17 protein-coding genes are annotated in these 19,381 nt (G+C 63.6%); 6 read left to right on the top strand and 11 right to left on the bottom strand.

What is annotated here, in order from left to right; genetic code table 11:
• Nucleotides 1-2: 2 nt before the first annotated feature.
• The 6 genes from ltaE to HV765_RS09600 all read right to left on the bottom strand — a co-directional run bounded on the left by ltaE (nucleotide 3) and on the right by HV765_RS09600 (nucleotide 8,165).
• Entirely contained in the window at nucleotides 3-1,013 is a 1,011-nt protein-coding gene (gene ltaE / locus HV765_RS09625; RefSeq protein WP_175169616.1) for a low-specificity L-threonine aldolase, read from the bottom strand.
• 93 nt (nucleotides 1,014-1,106) lie between these two features.
• Nucleotides 1,107-1,994 (bottom strand): DMT family transporter, encoded by an 888-nt coding sequence (locus HV765_RS09620; protein ID WP_156336619.1) that lies wholly within the window; start codon nucleotides 1,992-1,994, stop codon nucleotides 1,107-1,109.
• A 124-nt stretch (nucleotides 1,995-2,118) separates the two neighbouring features.
• A complete protein-coding gene (gene acs / locus HV765_RS09615) occupies nucleotides 2,119-4,098 on the bottom strand; it encodes an acetate--CoA ligase (RefSeq protein ID WP_054423977.1) in 1,980 nt (659 codons plus the stop codon).
• Nucleotides 4,099-4,465: 367 nt separating this feature from the next.
• Complete coding sequence (locus tag HV765_RS09610; RefSeq protein ID WP_054423979.1) at nucleotides 4,466-5,809, bottom strand: MFS transporter; 1,344 nt, start codon at nucleotides 5,807-5,809, stop codon at nucleotides 4,466-4,468.
• The gene (locus tag HV765_RS09605; RefSeq protein WP_006218075.1) at nucleotides 5,806-6,213 is read right to left on the bottom strand and encodes a heme-binding protein; all 408 of its coding nucleotides are present in this window, start codon (nucleotides 6,211-6,213) and stop codon (nucleotides 5,806-5,808) included. The genes HV765_RS09610 and HV765_RS09605 overlap by 4 nt, the downstream gene beginning before the upstream one ends.
• Nucleotides 6,210-8,165, bottom strand: coding sequence for a propionate--CoA ligase (locus tag HV765_RS09600; protein ID WP_082387099.1), 1,956 nt, complete (start codon nucleotides 8,163-8,165; stop codon nucleotides 6,210-6,212). The genes HV765_RS09605 and HV765_RS09600 overlap by 4 nt, the downstream gene beginning before the upstream one ends.
• 219 nt (nucleotides 8,166-8,384) lie before the next feature.
• On the opposite strand from HV765_RS09600, the gene HV765_RS09595 reads away from it, so the two are divergent.
• On the top strand, nucleotides 8,385-9,047 hold the full coding sequence (locus HV765_RS09595) for a C40 family peptidase (protein ID WP_054423983.1): 663 nt from the start codon (nucleotides 8,385-8,387) through the stop codon (nucleotides 9,045-9,047).
• A 185-nt stretch (nucleotides 9,048-9,232) separates the two neighbouring features.
• Here the strand turns inward: HV765_RS09595 and HV765_RS09590 are convergent, their stop codons facing one another.
• The 4 genes from HV765_RS09590 to HV765_RS09575 all read right to left on the bottom strand — a co-directional run bounded on the left by HV765_RS09590 (nucleotide 9,233) and on the right by HV765_RS09575 (nucleotide 13,650).
• A complete protein-coding gene (locus HV765_RS09590) occupies nucleotides 9,233-9,556 on the bottom strand; it encodes a DUF2325 domain-containing protein (RefSeq protein WP_035212827.1) in 324 nt (107 codons plus the stop codon).
• A gap of 245 nt (nucleotides 9,557-9,801) precedes the next feature.
• Nucleotides 9,802-10,746, bottom strand: coding sequence for a CysB family HTH-type transcriptional regulator (locus HV765_RS09585; RefSeq protein WP_054423985.1), 945 nt, complete (start codon nucleotides 10,744-10,746; stop codon nucleotides 9,802-9,804).
• Nucleotides 10,747-10,841: 95 nt separating this feature from the next.
• Complete coding sequence (locus HV765_RS09580) at nucleotides 10,842-12,335, bottom strand: CoA-acylating methylmalonate-semialdehyde dehydrogenase (RefSeq protein WP_054423987.1); 1,494 nt, start codon at nucleotides 12,333-12,335, stop codon at nucleotides 10,842-10,844.
• Between the two features lie 97 nt (nucleotides 12,336-12,432).
• Complete coding sequence (locus HV765_RS09575) at nucleotides 12,433-13,650, bottom strand: ABC transporter substrate-binding protein (protein WP_054423989.1); 1,218 nt, start codon at nucleotides 13,648-13,650, stop codon at nucleotides 12,433-12,435.
• 204 nt (nucleotides 13,651-13,854) lie between these two features.
• Between HV765_RS09575 and HV765_RS09570 the strand changes: the two genes are divergently transcribed.
• Nucleotides 13,855-14,775 (top strand): LysR family transcriptional regulator, encoded by a 921-nt coding sequence (locus HV765_RS09570; RefSeq protein WP_054424692.1) that lies wholly within the window; start codon nucleotides 13,855-13,857, stop codon nucleotides 14,773-14,775.
• Nucleotides 14,776-14,872: 97 nt separating this feature from the next.
• On the opposite strand, the gene lptF is transcribed toward HV765_RS09570, so the two are convergent.
• Nucleotides 14,873-15,994 carry an LPS export ABC transporter permease LptF gene (gene lptF / locus HV765_RS09565; RefSeq protein ID WP_054423991.1) on the bottom strand — a complete coding sequence of 374 codons (1,122 nt, stop codon included), beginning with the start codon at nucleotides 15,992-15,994 and terminating at the stop codon, nucleotides 14,873-14,875.
• Between the two features lie 57 nt (nucleotides 15,995-16,051).
• Here lptF and HV765_RS09560 point away from each other — a divergent pair, with 57 nt between their 5' ends.
• The 4 genes from HV765_RS09560 (at nucleotide 16,052) to HV765_RS09545 (ending at nucleotide 19,373) form a co-directional block, all read left to right on the top strand.
• A complete protein-coding gene (locus tag HV765_RS09560) occupies nucleotides 16,052-17,563 on the top strand; it encodes a leucyl aminopeptidase (protein ID WP_175169615.1) in 1,512 nt (503 codons plus the stop codon).
• Between the two features lie 22 nt (nucleotides 17,564-17,585).
• Nucleotides 17,586-18,056, top strand: a complete 471-nt coding sequence (locus HV765_RS09555; protein WP_054423995.1) for a DNA polymerase III subunit chi — start codon at nucleotides 17,586-17,588, stop codon at nucleotides 18,054-18,056.
• A 67-nt stretch (nucleotides 18,057-18,123) separates the two neighbouring features.
• Nucleotides 18,124-18,528: a hypothetical protein gene (locus HV765_RS09550; protein WP_054423997.1), complete on the top strand. Its 405-nt coding sequence runs from the start codon at nucleotides 18,124-18,126 to the stop codon at nucleotides 18,526-18,528.
• 134 nt (nucleotides 18,529-18,662) lie between these two features.
• Nucleotides 18,663-19,373 (top strand): Bax inhibitor-1/YccA family protein, encoded by a 711-nt coding sequence (locus HV765_RS09545; protein WP_054423999.1) that lies wholly within the window; start codon nucleotides 18,663-18,665, stop codon nucleotides 19,371-19,373.
• Nucleotides 19,374-19,381: the final 8 nt, after the last annotated feature.

The raw sequence follows: 19,381 nt of genomic DNA, 5'->3' as shown, positions 1-19,381 counted from the left end.
GTTCAGCGAAGGTGCTTCGCCACCGCCTGGATGACCCGCTGCACATCGTCAGCGGACACTTCCAGGTGCGTGACCAGGCGCGTCGGGCCGTCATAAACGGCGCGCAACAGGATGTCTTCATTGGCGAGTGCGGCCGTCAAGGCATCACAGCGGGCCGGTTCGAATTGCACGAACAGCATGTTCGTGTCCTGGCTCAGCACCTTGACGCCACGAATGCCGCGCAAGCCCTCGGCCAAGGCACGGGCATTGGCGTGGTCGTCGGCCAGCCGGTCCACGTTGTGCTCCAGCGCATACAGGCACGCCGCCGCCAGCACGCCCGACTGGCGCAGGCCGCCGCCCAGCATCTTGCGCCAGCGGCGCGCGCGCGAAATCAGCCCCTGGCTGCCCACCAGCACCGAACCCACCGGCGCGCCCAACCCTTTCGAAAAACAGATAGAGACCGAGTCGAACGGCTCGCACATATCAGCCAAGGGCTTGCCGCTGGCCACGGCCGCGTTGAACACGCGCGCGCCGTCCAGGTGCGTGCCCAGGCCCACCGAACGCGCCCAGTCGGTTGCGGCCTGAATGTAGCTGGCCGGAATCAGCTTGCCGTGGAAGGTGTTCTCCAAGGCCAGCAAACGCGTACGGGCGAAGTGCGGATCACCTTCAGGCTTGACCGCCGCAGCCAACTTTTCCAGCGGCAGCGAGCCATCTTCCGCGTGTTCGATCGGCTGGGGCTGGATGCTGCCCAACACTGCCGCGCCGCCGCCTTCGTACTTGTAGGTGTGCGCCAGCTGGCCCACCAGGTATTCGTCGCCCCGGTCGCAATGCGCCATCAGCGCCGCCAGATTGCTTTGCGTGCCAGACGGGAAGAACAGGCCGGCCGCCTTGCCGGCACGCTCAGCCACCGCCGACTGCAAGCGGATCACGGTGGGGTCGTCGCCCATCACGTCGTCACCCAACGGGGCGGAAACCATCGCCTGCAACATGGCCGCGGATGGCCGGGTGACAGTGTCGCTACGCAGATCAATCATGGGAAGTCCTTGGGGAAATAGAAGAGGATTCAGAGGCGGAATGCAAAGGCGGAATGCAGAGGCGCAATCAGGGTGCAAAATCAGGATGCGCAATCAGGATGAACGCGCGGCAGGCGCGGCACGGCTCACAACAAATATGCCGGCCAGGATCAGCACCATGCCGCCCAGCTCCCCCATCGAGGGGCGTTCGGACAGGACCACCCACGCCAGCAGCATGGCCACAACCGGCACGCCAAGACTCGACAGCCCGGCAATCGACGCGGGCACGCGGCGCACCACCTGCAACCACAGCAGCCAGCCCGCCGCCGTGGCGATCAGCACGATATAGGTCATGCCCGTCCACAGCTGCCAGCCCCACTGCGCCGTTATCTGCGGAACCAGATAGGCCACAGGCACCATGACCAGCCCGCCAAACAACATCTGCCAGGCGGTAAACGTCATCACGTCGGGCGCGTGGCGCTCGAACATGCGCTTGGACAGCACCGTGCCAATACCCCAGCACAAGCCGCTGCCCAGGCCCAAGAGTACGGGCCGGATATCGCCCAGCCCATTCCAGGGTTCCACAAAGCAGACCAGTCCGATGGCGGCCAAGCCGATGCCCAGGCCGTGACGAATCGACGGGCGCTCACCCAGCAGCCACCATGCAAACAGCACCACCCAGAACGGCATCGTGTACGCCATCAGCGACACCTTGCCCACGCCGCCCGACACCAGCGCGGTCTGGACGAACCCCTGAAAGCCCGCTGTCTGCGTCAGGCCGATCAGCAGGGTCAGCTTCCAGGGCGGCATGCCCAGCGGACGCCGGGTGACGATGGCCATCGCGAACAGCACCAGGCTGCCCACCACGTAGCGCAACGCCACGAAGTCGAAGGGGCCGATGTAAGGCACGATCAGTTTCATCGCGATCCAACTGCCCGCCCAGACCACGATGGTGCTGAACATCAGGGCTAGCCCTGCGCGATCGAAACTGCTGCGGCTCACTTCCATGGCTCCGTCTTGTAAGGGGAAAAGAAAAGACGCCCGGACCAGCGATTAACCGGTGCGGGCGTCTGACATTATGCTCCTGTCATAAAGAGCGTAACGGGCCATTCATGGCCAGATGCGATTACAAGGGCTTGGCCAGCTGCTCCAGAATGGCCGGATTTTCAAGCGTGGACACGTCTTGCGTGACTTCCTCGCCCTTGGCCACGACACGCAGCAGGCGGCGCATGATCTTGCCCGAACGCGTCTTGGGCAGGTTGTCGCCAAAGCGGATGTCCTTGGGCTTGGCGATGGGGCCGATTTCCTTGGCCACCCAGTCGCGCAGCAGCTTGGCGATGGCTTGCGCCTCTTCGCCTTCCGGGCGCGCCTGCTTGAGCACCACAAACGCCACCACGGCTTCGCCGGTCGTGTCGTCGGGGCGGCCGACCACGGCGGCTTCAGCCACCAGCTCGTGCGACACCAGCGCCGATTCCACTTCCATCGTGCCCAGACGGTGGCCCGACACGTTCAGCACGTCGTCGATGCGGCCCATGATCCAGAAATAGCCGTCCGCGTCGCGTTGCGCGCCGTCGCCGGCCAGGTAGTAACCGCGCAGTTCCGACGGAAAATAGCTCTTCTTGAAGCGTTCCGGGTCGCCCCAGATGTTGCGGATCATCGCGGGCCACGGGCGCTTGATGACCAGGAACCCGCCATTGCCCTTTTCGACGTCGCCCCCGGTTTCATCGACGATGGCGGCGGCGATGCCCGGCAGCGGCAGCGTGCACGAGCCCGGCTTGGTCGGCGTGGCGCCCGGCAGCGGCGTGATCATGTGGCCGCCGGTTTCGGTCTGCCACCACGTATCGACGATCGGGCAGCGTTCGCGGCCGACGTTCTTGTGATACCAGATCCAGGCTTCGGGGTTGATCGGTTCGCCCACCGTGCCGATGATGCGCAGGCTGTCCAGGTCGTAGTTCTTGGGATGCGCGTCGGGCGTGGCTTCGGACGCCTTGATCAGCGAACGAATGGCGGTCGGCGCGGTGTAGAAGGTGGTGACCTTGTGGCGCGCGATCATGTCCCAGAAGCGGCCGGCGTTGGGATACGTGGGCACGCCTTCGAACACCACCTGCGTCAGGCCGGCGGCCAGCGGGCCGTAGGTGATGTAGGTGTGGCCGGTCACCCAGCCCACGTCGGCCGTGCACCAGTAGACGTCGTCCTTGCGGGCGTCGAAGGTCCACTTCACCGTCAGCAGCGCCCACAGCAGATAGCCTGCCGACGAATGCTGCACGCCCTTGGGTTTGCCCGTGGAGCCGGAGGTGTAAAGAATGAAGAGCGGGTGCTCGGCGTTGACCGGCACGGGCTCGCAGGTGTCGGGCTGGTTGGCCTCGACGTCATGCATCCAGAGATCGCGGCCTTCGTTCCATGCCACCTTGCCGCCGGTGCGGCGGTACACGATGACTTTGGAGATGGCCTCGCAACCGCCCATGGCGATGGCGTCTTCCACGGCGGGTTTCAGCGGAATGGTCTTGCCGCCGCGCACCTGCTCATCAGCCGTGATGACCAGCGACGCGCCCACGTCCACGATGCGTTCTTGCAGGCTCTTGGCCGAAAAGCCGCCGAACACCACCGAGTGCGTCACGCCCAAGCGCGCGCAGGCCTGCATGGCCACGACGGCTTCAATCGACATGGGCATGTAGATGATGGCGCGGTCGCCCTTCTTGTAGCCCAATGCCTTCAAGCCATTGGCGAAGCGGCACACGCGCGCCAGCAGTTCGCGGTAGCTGACCTTGTTCACCGTGCCGTCATCGCCTTCGAAGATGATGGCGGTCTTGTCGGCGTTGCCGTTGGTCAGGTGCACGTCCAGGCAGTTGGCGGAGACGTTCAGTTCGCCATCGCCGAACCAGCGGTAGAACGGGGCGTCGGATTCGTCCAGCACCTGCGTGAACGGCTTGGTCCATTGCAGGTTGTCGCGGGCCTGGCCAGCCCAGAAGCCGTCGAAATCGTTCTCGACCTGGGCGCACAGCGCGTTATAGGCGTCCATGCTGGGAATCGCCGCGCCCTGCGCCGCACGCTCGGGCGGCGGGAAGACGCGGGTTTCTACCAGTACGGACTCAATAGCATTCGACATGATCTTGTCTCCAATCGGTGATTTTGTTGTTGATGCCGCTGTTTTGCATTTTTCTTATTCACCCACCACCGTATCGCCACGCTCTTACGGGCACCTTACGCAAAATGCGGGCCGGAGCCCGCAAACCCGCCTGAACGCAGCAACCTGACGATGCGGACTTAAGGCAAACACGCCGAAACGGCGTTGACTCAAGCGGCACAACAAGCAAACAACGCACCTGCATAGCAGTGCAAAGCAAACAGCTTGAGGCATCGCGTGCTGCACGCGATGCCTCGAAGGCAGTTCATAAGGATAGCAGCCCGATCAGGCGCGCGGCACTGGGCGCGCGTGAAGATCAGATGAAGATCACATCAAGATCAAATGACGATCAGATCGCGGCGCGGCGGGCCAGGCCGCGCTTCATGTCTACGCGCGACAAGAGGATGAGTCCGCCCACGAAGAACAGGCCCGTCACCAGGATGGCCAGGCGATGATCGCCGTGCGTCAGCCACGTCACCATGCCGTAGGTCAGCGGACCAATGACAGCGGCCAATTGCACCGCAAAGGTCCACAGCGAGAAGAACTCGGCCAGGCGTCCGGCAGGCGCCAGCGCGCCGGTCATGGCGCGGCCCGCGCTTTGGGTCGTGCCCATGCACAGCCCGGCCAAGGTGGCGGCCACCCAGAACACGGGCGCGGTCGTGGCCGCGTACGCCACCAGCACCATGACGATCCAGCCACACAAGGTAATGGCCAGCGCGGGCTTATGGCCGATGCGGTCTTGCACATAGCCGAATGAAAACGCGCCCACCGCTGCGCCGATGTTCACCGTGAACACCAGCAGCATGATCTGCGGCGTGGTGAACCCCATGACCTCGGACGCGTAGACCGCGGCCAGCGTGATCACCACCGCAATGCCCGCCTGATAGCAGGCGATGCACATCAGCAGCCGGCGGAATTCGGGATAGTGCTGTCCGGTCTCGCGCCACGCATAAGCCAGTCGTTTGAGCATGTGCAGCGCTTCGGGCTTGTCTGCCTGCGGGCGCGTGCGTTCCTTCAGCATGAAGAAAGACGGCAGCGCGGCCAGCGCAAAGACGGTGGCCGTTACGACGATGACCCACGGCACGAAATGTTCCGCCGTCATGCCACGCGCTTCGGCCTGCGTCACCACAACCAGCGACAGCCCCAGCGTGAGCATGCCGCCGAAATAACCGAAGCTCCAGCCCCAGCCCGACACCCGCCCCAGCGCTTGCGGCCGGGCCAGTTCAGGCAGGAAGGCGGCCACCACGGATTCCCCCACGCAGTAGCAATAGTTGGAGACGACGATGGCGGCCAATGCCAGCCAGACATCGCCTGGCCCCGCTTGCGTCAACACCAGTGTGGCCGCCACGCAGCCGATGGTGCTGGTGTAAAGCAGGCGGCGCTTGCTGCCGTTTGCGTCCGCGCGCGCACCCAGCGTGGGCATCGTCAGCATGATGAGCAGATAGGACAGCGACAACGCCGCGGTCCAGGCCAGCGTGGCCCATGGGGCACGCCCACCGACCACGCCAACGAAATAGGTGCTGAACACCGCCGTGAGGATCACGGTGGTGTAGCCGGAATTCGCGAAGTCGTACATGGCCCAGGCCCAGACTTCGCGTTTTTTCACGCCGGGGTTCAACGGGCTGGCGCCCGTGTCCCCGGCGTTCGGCGCGGAACCGTCAGGCGACGGCTCCGGCAGGTTCGTCTGACTCACAGGCCCAGCGCGGCGATGCCAGCTTGAGCGATCAGCACGTCTTCGGTCGACTTCACGCCCGACACGCCGACTGCGCCCACCACATGGCCGTTGACGGTAACCGGCACGCCGCCTTCCAGCATGCCTTCGATCAGCGGCGCCGACAGAAACGACACGCGGCCGTTGTTGATCATTTCTTCGTAGATGCGCGATTCACGGCGGCCCAGCGCGGCGGTCTTGGCCTTGGCGGGTGCAATGTGCGCCGAGATCGGGGCGGCGTCGTCCAGACGCAGCATGCCGAGCAGGTGGCCACCGTCATCGACCACCGAAATGGTCACGGCCCACTTGTTTTGCACGGCGTGTGCTTCGGCCGCGGCGAGGATCTTCTTGACGTCTTCGGCGCTCAGCACGGGTTTGGTATTCATTGCAGCGACTCCTTGATCTGTTCCAGGGCGGTTGGGTCTTCAATGGTCGTCAGGTCTCCGGGATCGCGGCCTTCGCACACGGCGACGATCGCACGGCGCAAGACTTTGCCGGATCGGGTCTTGGGCAACGCGCCCACAAATCGGATCCGGGCGGGTCTAGCCACCGCTCCCAGCTGATCTTCCACCAGCCGCATGATATCGCCTTCCAGCTGCTTTGCCCCTTCGGCGGTCTCGGCCCCGGCGGGATTCTTCAACACCGCGAAGGCCATCGCCACCTGGCCCTTCAACGCATCGGCCACGCCCACCACCGCGCATTCCGCAATTCCGCTATGGCTGTTGACCGATTCTTCAATCTCGCGGGTGCCCAGCCGGTGGCCCGCCACGTTGATCACATCATCGGTGCGGCCCAGGATGAACCAGTAGCCGTCGGCGTCCACCCGCCCCCAATCAAAGGTCGAATACACCTGGCGCCCGGGGATGGACGTGAAATAGGTCTGCACAAACCGTTCGTCATCGCCCCAGATGGTGGACATGGCGCCCGGCGGCAGGGGCGGCACGATGGCCACGACGCCCTTTTCGTCCGGCCCCAGGTCTTCGCCGGTGGACTCGCTGACAATGCGCGCGTCGAATCCATAGACGGGAAACGAGGGGCTGCCAAAGCGGGTGGGCACGTTCTCCACGCCGGGCTGGGCCGACAGAATGGGCCAGCCGGATTCGGTCTGCCAGTAGTTGTCGATGATGGGCTTGCCCAAGCCGTCGGCAATCCAGTGCGCGGTCGGCTCATCCAGCGGCTCGCCCGCCAGGTACACAGCGCGCAGGCTGGAGACGTCGTGGCGCTTGAGCAGCGCCGGGTCCTGGCGTTTGAGCACCCGCACGGCCGTTGGCGCCGAAAACAGCGTGTTCACGCCAAACTGCTCCACCAGCTTCCACAGAATGGCGCCGTCGGGGCGCACGGGCGTGCCTTCGTACAGCACGGTCGCCTGCCCGGCGATCAAGGGGCCGTACACAATATAAGAGTGGCCAACCACCCAGCCGATGTCGCTGGTGCAGAAAAAAGTGTCGCCCGCACGGCCGTTGAACAGGTATTCCATGGATGACGCCAGCGCCACGGCATAACCGCCCGTGTCGCGCTGCACGCCCTTGGGCTTGCCGGTGGTGCCAGACGTATAGAGGATGTAGCTGGGCTCGGACGATTCCAGCCACTGCACCGGCACCCGCGCACCGCGATGGCGCGCACGCAACGTCGCGTAGTCCAGGTCACGGCCCGCCACGGGTTCAAACGGCGCCAGGCCGCGGTCAAACACGACGACGGCGGCAGGCGGCGACTTTGCCAGCCCCAGCGCCCGGTCAAGCAGGGGCTTGTACGGCACGACCTTGCCCCCGCGCGACCCGCCATCCGTACACACCACCACCTTGGGCGCCGCGTCGTCGATGCGCTGGGCCAGGTTGACTGACGCAAAGCCGCCGAACACCACCGAGTGCACCGCGCCAATGCGGGCGCAGGCCAGCATCGTGAACACCGCTTCCGGCACCATCGGCATGTACAGCAGCACCCGGTCGCCCCGCCCCACGCCCAGCTCCTTGAGCATGGCGGCTGCGGCGTTGACCTCTTCGTAGATGTCCTGGCGCGTGTAGATCTGTTCGCGATCCACCTCGGTGGACACCCAGATCAAGGCGGGCTTGTCAGCCTGCGTGGGCAGCCAGCGGTCGACGGCGTTGTAGCAAAGATTGGTCTTGCCGCCTACAAACCACTTGGCGAATGGCGGTTTGGAGAAATCCAGGACAGACTGAAACGGCGTCTCCCAATGCACGCGCCCGGCCTCCTCGCGCCAGAACGCATCGCGGTCATGCAATGATCTGTAATGGAAATCCCGGGTTTTTTGCATTTGTGTCTCCTGGTATTGTTCATACGCCTTAAGGCTGATTGATTTCTTCTCGAATCTTTTGGTCATTCTGGTAGGCGAACCTTGCACGAGGCTTGCCACAAGTCAAAAAGTTCCGCCAAATGTCCACGCTGCATGGAATCATTACCGATCTGTCCAAGAACGGTAGTGAAAGTTTGGTAGAATCCCCGCGAAGTTGTAGATAATTGTTGATTTTGCTGACATTTCGGCCCGATCCACGGCTAATCCCGTGGTTTTTGCTGTCATCCGGCAGGTCATCCCAGGCGAATGCATCGACACTCCATAATCGCGCGATTCAATTCATCCACTGGCCAGGCAAAGCGCGGGCTGCGTACGCTCGCGTTGATGGCATGTGTGGCCGGCCTGGCAGGTTGTGCTGGCACTAACCAGAAGTCAACCGCCCATACGTCCGAGATTGATCCGTACGAAATGGAATGGGTAGCCACCGCCGATGACCCCATCGGCATGCTGGTGGTGCAAAAATTCAAGCGCGAACGTCAACGCCAAGCCCAATCGGGCGTCAACAGCGACAACGCCATGGTCAGCGAAGCCCTGAACTACCTGGGCATCCGCTACCGCTTCGGCGGCAGCACCCCCGACACCGGTTTCGATTGCAGCGGCCTCGTCGCCTACTCGGCCGAACGTTCGCTGGGCCTGAAGCTGCCGCGCAACGCTGCCGAAATCGCCCAGCAAGGCGTGTCGGTCGCCAAGAACGAACTCAAGGCCGGCGACCTGGTCTTCTTCAACACGATGGGCCGCCGCTACTCGCACGTGGGCATCTACCTGGGCGACGACCGCTTCGTGCACTCGCCCAGCGCCGGTGGCGTCGTGCGTGTCGAAAGCATGACCATGGCCTACTGGACCAAGCGCTACAACGGCGCCCGCCGCCTGGACAACAGCCTGATGGCTTCCGCCCGCGCCGCAAACTGATTCGGTTCCTGGCATCGTCGCACAAGCGATGCGCCAGGCGCCATCCCCCAAAAACAAAACGCCGTCAGACATCAGTCTGACGGCGTTTTGCTTTTGCTCTTCGCGGTCCAGGGCCTATCGCCCTTTCAGCCGCAGGCCGTTTCGGCCTCCCCAGTGTTTTTGTGTTCCAGCGGCAAAACAGGCATTCAGTGGACGGTGCCAGCGCGCGGGCACAGGCCGCACTGCTGCAACGCTTGCTGCATGCTGCATACCGAACGGCGACAAGCCACGACCCGGATGCCGCCACGCTGCGCGGCGTTGCGGAAGGTCTTCATGACGTTGTGTCCAAGGAAGTCGGTCAGCAAGATGACCAGTTGCGTGCCGGAAGGCAGTTGAAGCGTCTTCTTCTGGTGCGAAGGATCGCGGCCACTGATGTGGTGCGTGATCGAAATATTGTGTCCTTTCAGCAGATCCGGAATATTGCCCAGTCGATCTGCGCCAACTACTACTGCACTGAGTCCTGCCGTCATGATGAACCTCACTGGTCGTTGAGTCTGGATGTAATGATAATGATTCCTATTTTTTAGTCAACTTAAATGAGATCGGTTCTTATTTAATTATATTTATGAGCTTATCAAAAGGGATAGTGAGATTTGCTATTAGCCAGGGAACTCGCGGCTCTCCAGCCGGTCGCCCCGTTTCAGGGGCAAAAAAAAGCGCGGCATCTCAAGACGCCGCGCTTCTTTTTGCCGTGCAAGCCAGCCGTCCAATCCGCTTACTTCGGCGCGCCCTGCACCGCCTCGGTCACGACGGCGCGAGTCAACGACGGCGCCAGCATTTCCAGGAAGGTGTAGACGTAGTCGCGCAGGAACACGCCCGACTTCACGCCCACACGGGTGGTGTGCGTGCCGAACAGGTGACCCACGGGCAGGCCAACCAGATTGGAGTCGCGGCGCGGGTCATAGGCCACGCCAGCAATGATGCCAATGCCCAGGCCCACGTCGACATAGGTCTTGATGACGTCGGCATCAATGGCTTCCAGCACGATGTCCGGGTGAATGCCCTGGTTGGCGAACACTTCGTCGATTGTGCTGCGGCCCGTGAAGGCGCGGTCGTAGGTCACGATGGGGAATTCGGCCAGTTGCGCTAGCGACAGGCGCTTGGCGGCGCTGGAGGTCAGCTCGGCCAAAGGATGATCCGGGCGCACCACCACGGTGTGCTCCCAGGCGTAGACGGGCAAGGTGGCCAAGCCGGGCGTCAAGGCCAAGGACTCGGTTGCCAGCGCCAGGTCGGCCTGCTCGTGCAGCACCATTTCCGCCAACTGCGCGGGGCTGCCTTCAGCCAACGACAAGTGCACCTTGGGGAATTGCTTGCGGAAGGCGGGAATCACGCGGGGCAGCAGATAGCGCGCCTGCGTGTGCGTGCACGCAATCACCAAACCGCCTTCATCGCGGCGGGCGAATTCGTCGCTGACCTTCTTCAAATTGTCGACTTCGCGCATGATGCGGTCGATCACCTGCGACACCGCCAGACCCGGCTTGGTCAGGCCTTTGATGCGCTTGCCATGGCGTTCGAAAATCTTGATGCCGAGCTCATCTTCGAACTCGATGATGGCCTTGGACACTCCGGGCTGCGAGGTATAGAGCATCCGGGCGGCTTCGGTCAGGTTGAAGTCGCGCCGGATGGTTTCGCGCACAAAGCGAAATTGCTGGAGGTTCATAAAATTGGCCCCTGATAGATGGGCCAATTATAAGTAATAAGGGCGCCTCGTTATATAACTTATTAATATAAGCTTAGGAGCAAGGCGTCCCCCTTTCAGCGCATCGAGATCGTGGTGTTCACGGTCTTGGCGTGTGCGGACCAGCGCGCCGTCACGGTCTTGGTCTGCGTCCAGAACTGAACCGCCTGCTTGCCGTTGGGGCCCAGGTCGCCCAGCTTGGAACCGCGCGAACCTGTGAAGCTGAACCACGCCACCGGCACGGGAATCGGCACGTTGATGCCTACCTGGCCCACGTCGATGTTGTTCTGGAAGTAGCGCGCCGCGCCGCCGTCCTGGGTGAACAGCGCCACGCCGTTGCCGTTGGGATTGCGGTTGATGAACGCCACCGCGTCTTCCAGCGTTTCGACGCCGACGCAGCACAGGACCGGTCCGAAGATTTCTTCGGTATAGATGGTCATGTCTTCGTTCACGCCGTCGAAAATCGTCGGGCCCACGAAGTTGCCCTGCTCAAAGCCCGACACCTTCAGGTTGCGGCCATCCAGCAGCAGTTTGGCGCCTTCGTCCACGCCCTTTTGAATCAGGCTTTCGACACGCTTCTTGGCATTGGGCGACACCAGCGGGCCCAGATCGGCTTCACGATCGGTGCCCGAGTTGACCTTCAGCTTCTTCGAACGCTCGACAAAGTCGGGCAGCCAGTTGCGGGCATCGCCCACCAACACGGCAACCGATGACGCCATGCAGCGCTGGCCGGCTGCGCCGAATGCCGCGCCCACCAGCTGGTTCAGCGCCACTTCGGGATCGGCGTCCGGCAGAATCACGCAGTGGTTCTTGGCGCCCATCATCGACTGGCAACGCTTGCCGGCCGCCGATGCGCGGTTGTAGATTTCCGTGCCGACACGGGTCGAACCGATGAACGACACGGCCTTGATGTCCGGGTGTTCGCACAGGCCGTTGGCCGTATCCGGGCCGCCATGCACCACGTTCAGCACGCCCGGGGGCAGGCCGGCTTCCAGCGCCAGCTGGGCCAGGAACAGGGACGCGGTCGGGTCCTGTTCAGAGGGTTTCAACACGAAGCTGTTGCCGCAGGCCACAGCGATGGGGAACATGAAGCACGGCAGCATCACCGGGAAGTTGAACGCGGTGATGCCCGCGCACACGCCCAGCGGCTGGATCAGGGTGTAGACGTCGATGCCGGACGCGGCGTTCTCGGCGTACTCGCCCAATTGCAGGTTGGCGATCGAGCACGCGTGCTCCACCACTTCCAGGCCACGGCCGATCTCGCCCTCGGCGTCCGGCAGCGTCTTGCCGTGTTCGCGCGTGATCATCTCGGCCAGCTTGCCGGTGTTGGCGCGCAGCAGCTCCTGGAACTTCAGCATGACGCGCATGCGCGTGCCCTGCCCGCTGTTGCGCCAGGTCTTGAATGCTTCCTTGGCGTTGGAGACGGCCAGGTCCAGTTCTTCGCGGGTCGCGAAGGGCACCTTGGCAACGACCTCCTGGGTGGCGGGGTTGATCACGTCTCGCCATTCGGTGGTTTGGGACTGCACAAGCTTGCCGCCGATCAATAGCGGAACGCGGGGGACTTCACTCATTTGATGCTCCTCACACTGCGTAGTCGATGCGGATGAATCCGCGTTCATGAATCGTCAAACACGCCGGCCGGACAATGGCCCGGCCAGCGCGCCAGGCTTATTTCTTCACCAGCGGGCAGCTCGAATCGGCCAGGGGCTGGAAGGCTTCGGCCGCCGGAATGGTGGCCACCAGCTTCGAATAGTCCCAGCCGCCCTTGGAGTCCGCGGGCTTCTTCACTTCGTACAGGTACATGTCGTGGATGACGCGGCCATCGGGGCGGATCGATGCGTTGCGCATGATCGGGTCCTTGATGGGCAGTTCACGCATCTTGTCGGCCACGACCTTGCCGTCGGTGCTGCTGGCGGCGGCTGTCGCGCGCAGGTAATGCAACACGCTGGAATACACGCCGGCCTGCGTCATCGTGGGCTTCAGGCCACGGAAGGCTTTTTCGAAGCGCGCGGACCAGGCGCGCGAGGCGTCGTCGTAATCCCAATAAAAGCCGTCCACATACGACAAGCCTTGTGCGCTTTCCAGCCCAAGGGCGCGCAAGTCCGACAGGAAGATCAGCAGCGACACCAGCCGCTGCCCGCCCGCCACGATGCCAAATTCGCGCGCCTGCTTGACGGCGTTGACCGTGTCCTGCCCGCCGTTGGCCAGCGCCACGACCTGTGCCTTGGAGCTTTGCGCCTGCAACAGATAGGACGCGAAGTCAGGCGCGTTCAAGGGATGGCGCACGCTGCCGGCGACGGTGCCGCCCAGCGCCTTCACGGCCTTGACCGTGTCCGCTTCCAGCGAATGGCCAAAGGCGTAATCCACCGTAATGAAGTACCAGGACTTTCCGCCAGCACGCACGGTGGCCTTGGCGCCGCCCGCGGATTGCGAATAGGTGTCGAACATCCAATGGAAGCCAACAGGCGAGCATTCCTTGTTGGTCAGCGCCGTCGTGGCCGGGCCGGAGAACATCACGACCTTGTTCTTTTCGCGCGCAATGCCTTGCACGGCAAGCGCCACGGCAGAGTTCGTCAGGTCGGCAATCGCCGTCACGCCGTCGCGGTCAAACCATTCGCGCGCTTTGGCCGCGCCCACGTCCGCCTTGTTCTGATTGTCGGCGGAGACCAGTTCGATCTTCATGCCCTTGCACTCGGCGGCCAGGCAATCGTCAATGGCCAATTGCGCCGCCGCGACCGAACCCGCCCCGCCCATCCCGGCGTAGGTGCCGGACATGTCCGTCAGAATGCCGATCTTCACTGGCGGCTTGTCGGCCGCCTGCGCCTGGCTCACCAACAATGCGCCCAGACACAAGCCTGCGGCCAGCCCGCGTGCGTGCAATTTCATGGATTTGTCTCCTGAGTGTTATGCGCTGATGTGTAGCGTTATGCGCCGTCTTTGCGGCCTGCGACTCTCAGGGCAATGCCCCGAGGCCTGCCGGCCCAGTGTAGATGTGTGAAAATCAACAAGCAACACCAGAAATGCACATTCCTTGTGCATTCATGCACAAGCAGTATTGGGTTCGGCGCCGCGCGCCATAAGGATGAAATCGTGTTGGATTGGGACAGCCTGCGGTACTTTCTGGAAGTGGCCCGCACCCAGCGGGTGAGCGCCGCCGCACGCAAATTGGGGGTGGAGCACACGACAGTGTCGCGCCGCATCCGGGCCCTGGAAACCGAGCTCGACACCCTGCTGTTCGAAAAATCGCGCAGCGCGGGTTTTGTGCTGACGGACGACGGCCAGCGCTTGTTCGTCCACGCCGAACAGATGGAAAGCACGGTGCATACCGCGCGCGAAAACTTGTCGGGAATCGGCCAGGCCTTGTCGGGCCATTTACGCATTGGCGCCACCGAAGGCTTCGGCAGCTATGTGCTGACACCGCTTGCGGCCGACTTCCAGCGCCGCTATCCGCACATCACGCTGGACATCCTGCCGGTGCCGCGCTTTGTCAGCCTGTCAAAGCGCGAAGCAGACCTGGCCATCACCATCGAACGCCCCCAGCGCGGACCGTATGTGTGCAGCAAGCTGTGCGATTACACCCTGCGCCTGTACGGCACGCCCGGTTACCTGGCGCGCCACAAACCGATCGCAACCCGCGCGGATCTGGCCGAGCACACGTTCATCGGCTATGTCGACGAACTGCTGTTCAGCGAGCGCCTGCGCTATCTGGAAGATTTGCTGCCGGCCAGCAAGGTGGTGCTGCGTAGCACCAGCGTGGTGGCGCAGTATCACGCCGCGCTGCAAGGGCAGTCGCTGGCCATCCTGCCGTGTTTCATCGCCGCGCAAGACCCGCGGCTGAAACCGGTGCTGGAAAATGAAGTAGAGATCACACGATCGTTTTGGATGTACTGCCACGAAGACCTGCGCAAACTCAAGCGCGTGACAGTCTTGTGGGAGTTCATCCGCAAGTCGGTGCTGAAGAATGCCGACCTGCTGGCCGGCAAGCGCGGCACGATGAAATACCTGCCTTGACGTTGGAAAGGCAGGAAAGGCAGGGGCGGCAGGAACAGCAGAACGGCAAGATAGGCGCGAGGGCCGCAGCCCCCCGCATCAGCCGCTCGCCTGATCGTTACGTGGGGGCCGCGCTGTTGGCGCCGTTCTTGGGCGCCTTCACTCGCAAGCGTCGCATGAGCAGGAACACGGTCAGCAGCGCCACCGCGCCATGGATGGCCCACACGCCCACGCCAAAACTGAGCTTGCCGTTGGAAATCCAGGCGCGCGACAGGTTGATCAGGTTCATATAGAGCAAACCGACCAGACCCGCGATCAGCAAATCGCCCGACCGGCCCAGGCGCGGGTTCACCGCTCCCAGCGGAATGGCCAGCAACGCCAGATTCAGCGCCGCCAGCGGCAACGAGATCCGCCACATCACTTGTGACCAGCTGCTGTCGGTGTTGTCCGCCACCAGCTGCATCGTGGTGCGCGCCTTGGACGAACGCTCGGCCGCAGCCCGCGCTTCGCCGATCGGGTCGCCCCCCGCCTTGCTTTCCAGACGCAGCCCGTATTTATCGAAGTGCACCAGCCGGATCTCAGGCGTGCCGGGCTTCAGGTCATAGCGGTGGCCCTCGCCCAGCACCAGGAAACGGTCGCCATTGGGCAAGGTTTCGCTGTGGGCGCTGCTTGCGGTCAACACGCTCAACCATTCAGGGCCGGTCTCGCGCGCGAACACGTTACCCAGTTCGTCAGAGGGCGTGATGGGGTCTTCGGAGAAGAACACGCGGTTGCCGCCGGACGATTCCGCGAACTGCCCAGCCGTGACCTTGGACAAGTCGGAACGTTGTTCAAAGCGCTCGTGGTATTCGCCGATCTGGCGGTACGCCCAAGGCGCGGCCACAAGCGTCAGGCCCGCCACCGCCAAGGCAACGGGAACGGCCACGCGCAGCACGGGCTTTAGCCAATCCGCCAGCGACAGGCCGCTGGCGAACCACACCACCATTTCGGATTCACGGTAGTTGCGCGTGACGGTCGTGAGCACCGCGATGAAGATCGAGACGGCCAGGATGGTCGGCAACGCAGTGATGGTCGACAACGCGGCCAGCACGAGAACGACGTCGGCTCCGATGTTGCCGCCCGCGGCTTCACCGAGCAGGCGCACAAGGAGCACGCTGAGCCACACGATGAGCAACGTGGAAAAGACAACGCCAGCGTGACTGGTGATCTCGCTGACGACAGAGCGTTTAAATAGAGACATGGGAGAATATGCGGGATAATCGACCGCATCATACACAGACGCACACGGGAAACCCTCATGGAATTTAGCACACAGACCACTGCTTCCCTGCACCAAGTTAAAACCGCCGCCCTGGCTGTCGGGGTGTTCGCGGATGGCGTGTTGAGCCCCGCCGCCGACATCATCGACCGTGCATCCAACGGCGCCGTGCGCGCCGTGGTCAAGGCCGAGTTCCGCGGACGCGCCGGCTCCACCCTGACGTTGCGCGCATTGCCCGGCGTTACCGCGCATCGCGTGGTGCTGGTGGGCCTGGGCAAGCAAGATGAATACTCCGCCCGCGCGCACGCGTCGGCCGAGCAGGCATTCGCCTCGGTCTGCGTTGCCGCCCAACTGACCGAAGGCGTGTCCACGCTGGTCGCCAATGCGATCGCGGACGTGCCCGTCATTGCTCGCGCCCGCAGCGCCGCCATCGCAGCCGGCAACGCCACCTATCACTACGACGCCAGCTTCGGCAAACCCGACCGCGACGCCCGCCCCAAGCTGAAGAAGATCGTTCAGATCGTCGAGCGCGCCGAGTCCGCCCAGGCCCAGAAGGGCTTGCGTGAAGGCAACGCCATCGCCAACGGCATGGAGCTGACCCGCACCCTGGGCAACCTGCCCGGCAACATCTGCACCCCGACCTACCTGGGCGACACGGCCAAGCGCCTGGCCCGCGAGTTCAAGTCGGTGAAGGTGGAAGTGCTGGACAAGAAACAGGTCGAAGCGCTGGGCATGGGCTCGTTCCTGTCCGTCGCACGCGGCTCCGCTGAACCGCTGCGCTTCATCGTGTTGCGCCACGCGGGCGCCAAGGCGGCTGCCAAGAAGGCCGCCAAGTCGGCGCAAGGCCCGATCGTGCTGGTGGGCAAGGGCATCACGTTCGACGCCGGCGGCATCTCGCTCAAACCCGCCGCCACCATGGACGAAATGAAGTACGACATGTGCGGCGCCGCCAGCGTGCTGGGTTCGTTCCGCGCACTGGCCGAGCTTGAGCTCCCGCTGGACGTCGTCGGCATCATCCCCGCTTGCGAAAACCTGCCGAGCGGCACGGCCAACAAGCCGGGTGATGTCGTCACCAGCATGGCCGGCCTGACCATCGAAATCCTGAACACCGACGCCGAAGGCCGCCTGGTCCTGTGCGACGCCCTGACCTACGCCGAACGCTTCAAGCCGGCCGCCGTCATCGACATCGCCACGCTGACCGGCGCTTGCGTCGTGGCGCTGGGCAACGTCAACACCGGCCTGTTCTCCAAGGACGACGCTCTGGCCGAGGCCCTGGCTTCTGCCGGCCGCCAGTCGCTGGACACCGCCTGGCGCATGCCGATGGACGACGCCTATCAAGAACAGCTGAAGTCCAACTTCGCCGACCTGGCCAACATCGGCGGCCCCCCGGCCGGTGCCGTGACCGCAGCGTGCTTCCTGTCGCGTTTCACCAAGGCCTATCCGTGGGCCCACCTGGACATCGCCGGCACCGCGTGGCGCGGCGGCAAGGACAAGGGCGCCACTGGCCGCCCCGTGCCCCTGCTGATGCAATACCTGCTGGACCAGGTTTGAAGCCCTTGCAACGGAACCGGGCATGACGCGGATCGACTTCGCCTTCGGCGCGCCCGACCGCTTGCGTACCGCCTGCCAGGTGGTGCGCAAGCGCTTCCTGGCTGGGCAGCGGCTGGTGGTGTACTGTAAAGACGGCTCGCGCTTGGCCGCGTTTGACCGCATGCTGTGGGCGTTCGACGACACGGCTTTCGTGCCGCACGTGCTGGCCAATGACCCGCTGGCGTCCGAAACGCCCGTGGTGCTGACGGCAGGCGATCCGCAACAAGCGGCGCTGGCCGCCCGGCCCGCAGACAGTGGCGACACGTCCCCGCTCTGGCTGCTGAATCTGGACAACGACTGCCCGCCCGGCTTTGACGCCTTCGAGCGCCTGCTTGAAATCGTGTCGGATGACCCGGACGACAAGCAGGCCGCCCGTCAGCGCTGGCGCGTCTACCAGAACGCCGGCCACACGCCGCAAAGCCACGATCTCAGCCGCCAGCCCCCTGGCGCCTGATTGCCCCATCCGGCACGGCGGGCCATCGCCCCGCCCGCCACGCCATTTGAAAACTTCGGGAGTTCCCATGCCCGCTCGCCCCACTGATCCCGGCATCCCTACCTTGACCCAACGGGCTGAGCCGACGCTGCACGCGCCCCTGGGTCCGGCGGAGCCCGACGCCCCCCTGCTGACGGATCTGGCCGATGACACGGATGCTGACGACGCATTCCCGCTGCTGACCGATGTCGCCGATGGGCAAGGCCATGATTGGGATGTGGACGAGGCGCCGGCCGTCTACGCCGCCGCGCTGCAAACGCCCGCCCCCGCCGCTCTACCCGACGCCTCGGTGCTGTCCGCCCGCCTGCAAGCCGAGGTAGAACAGCTGATGCGCCGCGCCCTGGCCGACGCCATCGACCACATGCAAACGCGCATGGATGCTGAATTACCGGGTATCGTTGCCCGTGTGCTTAGCGAGGTAAAACCCGGCTAACGCCCGGCGCGAAAAACGCGTCCGACAGCCGGTCTAAATCTTCCAAAAACTGGATTCTTCAGGGAACTGTAAGGTATCCTTCCCATCTAAGCCTTCTAGGCAATCACCATTTTTGCCGTACACAGGAGTTCTCCATGAACGAATATCGTCCGTCCCCTTTTAATCGTTCCGGCTCGGTTGCCGGCGCGCCGGGCGAGGTCGCTCGCAACCAGGTCCTGCGCAACACCTACTGGCTCTTGGCGCTTTCGCTGATCCCCACGGTGCTGGGCGCCGCGGTCGGCCTCTACACCGGCATCAACCGTGTCATGGGCGCAAGCCCCGGTCTGTCCGCCATCGTGTTTCTGGTCGGCGCATTCGGCATGATGTTCGCCATCGAGAAAAACAAGAACAACTCGATGGGCGTTGTCCTGCTGCTGGCCTTCACGTTCTTCATGGGCATCATGCTGTCGCGCTTGCTCGGCTTCGTGATGGGCTTCAGCAACGGCTCGCAGCTGGTCATGACGGCCTTCGGCGGCACGGCAATCGTGTTCGGCACGATGGCCACGCTGGCCACCACCATCAAGCGCGACTTGTCGGGAATGCAGAAATTCCTGTTCATTGGCGCCGTCGTGATTCTGGTCGCAGCCCTGGCCAACATCTTCCTGCAACTGCCGGCCCTGATGCTGACCATCTCGGTGATGGCCATTGTCATCTTCTCGGCCTTCATGCTGGTTGACCTGCAGCGTGTCGTGAATGGTGGCGAAACCAACTACGTGTCCGCCACGCTGGCCATCTACCTGGACGTCTACAACGTCTTCTCGAACCTGCTGATGCTGCTGGGCATCTTCGGCGGCAACCGCGAGTAATCGCCGGT

This window comes from Achromobacter kerstersii (genome assembly GCF_902859595.1).
Taxonomy (GTDB): domain Bacteria; phylum Pseudomonadota; class Gammaproteobacteria; order Burkholderiales; family Burkholderiaceae_B; genus Achromobacter; species Achromobacter kerstersii.
The sequence above is the reverse complement of the archived record's forward strand: the minus strand, read 5'-3'. Positions and strand labels throughout refer to the sequence as shown.

Excerpts from the sequence above, each read along its gene's own strand:
- HV765_RS09600 (WP_082387099.1), bottom strand. The coding sequence starts at position 8,165 with ATGACCAAAAGATTCGAGAAGAAATCAATCAGCCTTAAGGCGTATGAA.
- HV765_RS09575 (WP_054423989.1), bottom strand. The coding sequence starts at position 13,650 with ATGAAATTGCACGCACGCGGGCTGGCCGCAGGCTTGTGTCTGGGCGCA.
- HV765_RS09580 (WP_054423987.1), bottom strand. The coding sequence starts at position 12,335 with ATGAGTGAAGTCCCCCGCGTTCCGCTATTGATCGGCGGCAAGCTTGTG.
- HV765_RS09585 (WP_054423985.1), bottom strand. The coding sequence starts at position 10,746 with ATGAACCTCCAGCAATTTCGCTTTGTGCGCGAAACCATCCGGCGCGAC.
- ltaE (WP_175169616.1), bottom strand. The coding sequence starts at position 1,013 with ATGATTGATCTGCGTAGCGACACTGTCACCCGGCCATCCGCGGCCATG.
- HV765_RS09555 (WP_054423995.1), top strand. The coding sequence starts at position 17,586 with ATGACGCGGATCGACTTCGCCTTCGGCGCGCCCGACCGCTTGCGTACC.
- HV765_RS09590 (WP_035212827.1), bottom strand. The coding sequence starts at position 9,556 with ATGACGGCAGGACTCAGTGCAGTAGTAGTTGGCGCAGATCGACTGGGC.
- HV765_RS09545 (WP_054423999.1), top strand. The coding sequence starts at position 18,663 with ATGAACGAATATCGTCCGTCCCCTTTTAATCGTTCCGGCTCGGTTGCC.
- HV765_RS09550 (WP_054423997.1), top strand. The coding sequence starts at position 18,124 with ATGCCCGCTCGCCCCACTGATCCCGGCATCCCTACCTTGACCCAACGG.
- acs (WP_054423977.1), bottom strand. The coding sequence starts at position 4,098 with ATGTCGAATGCTATTGAGTCCGTACTGGTAGAAACCCGCGTCTTCCCG.
- HV765_RS09560 (WP_175169615.1), top strand. The coding sequence starts at position 16,052 with ATGGAATTTAGCACACAGACCACTGCTTCCCTGCACCAAGTTAAAACC.
- lptF (WP_054423991.1), bottom strand. The coding sequence starts at position 15,994 with ATGTCTCTATTTAAACGCTCTGTCGTCAGCGAGATCACCAGTCACGCT.
- HV765_RS09605 (WP_006218075.1), bottom strand. The coding sequence starts at position 6,213 with ATGAATACCAAACCCGTGCTGAGCGCCGAAGACGTCAAGAAGATCCTC.
- HV765_RS09595 (WP_054423983.1), top strand. The coding sequence starts at position 8,385 with ATGCATCGACACTCCATAATCGCGCGATTCAATTCATCCACTGGCCAG.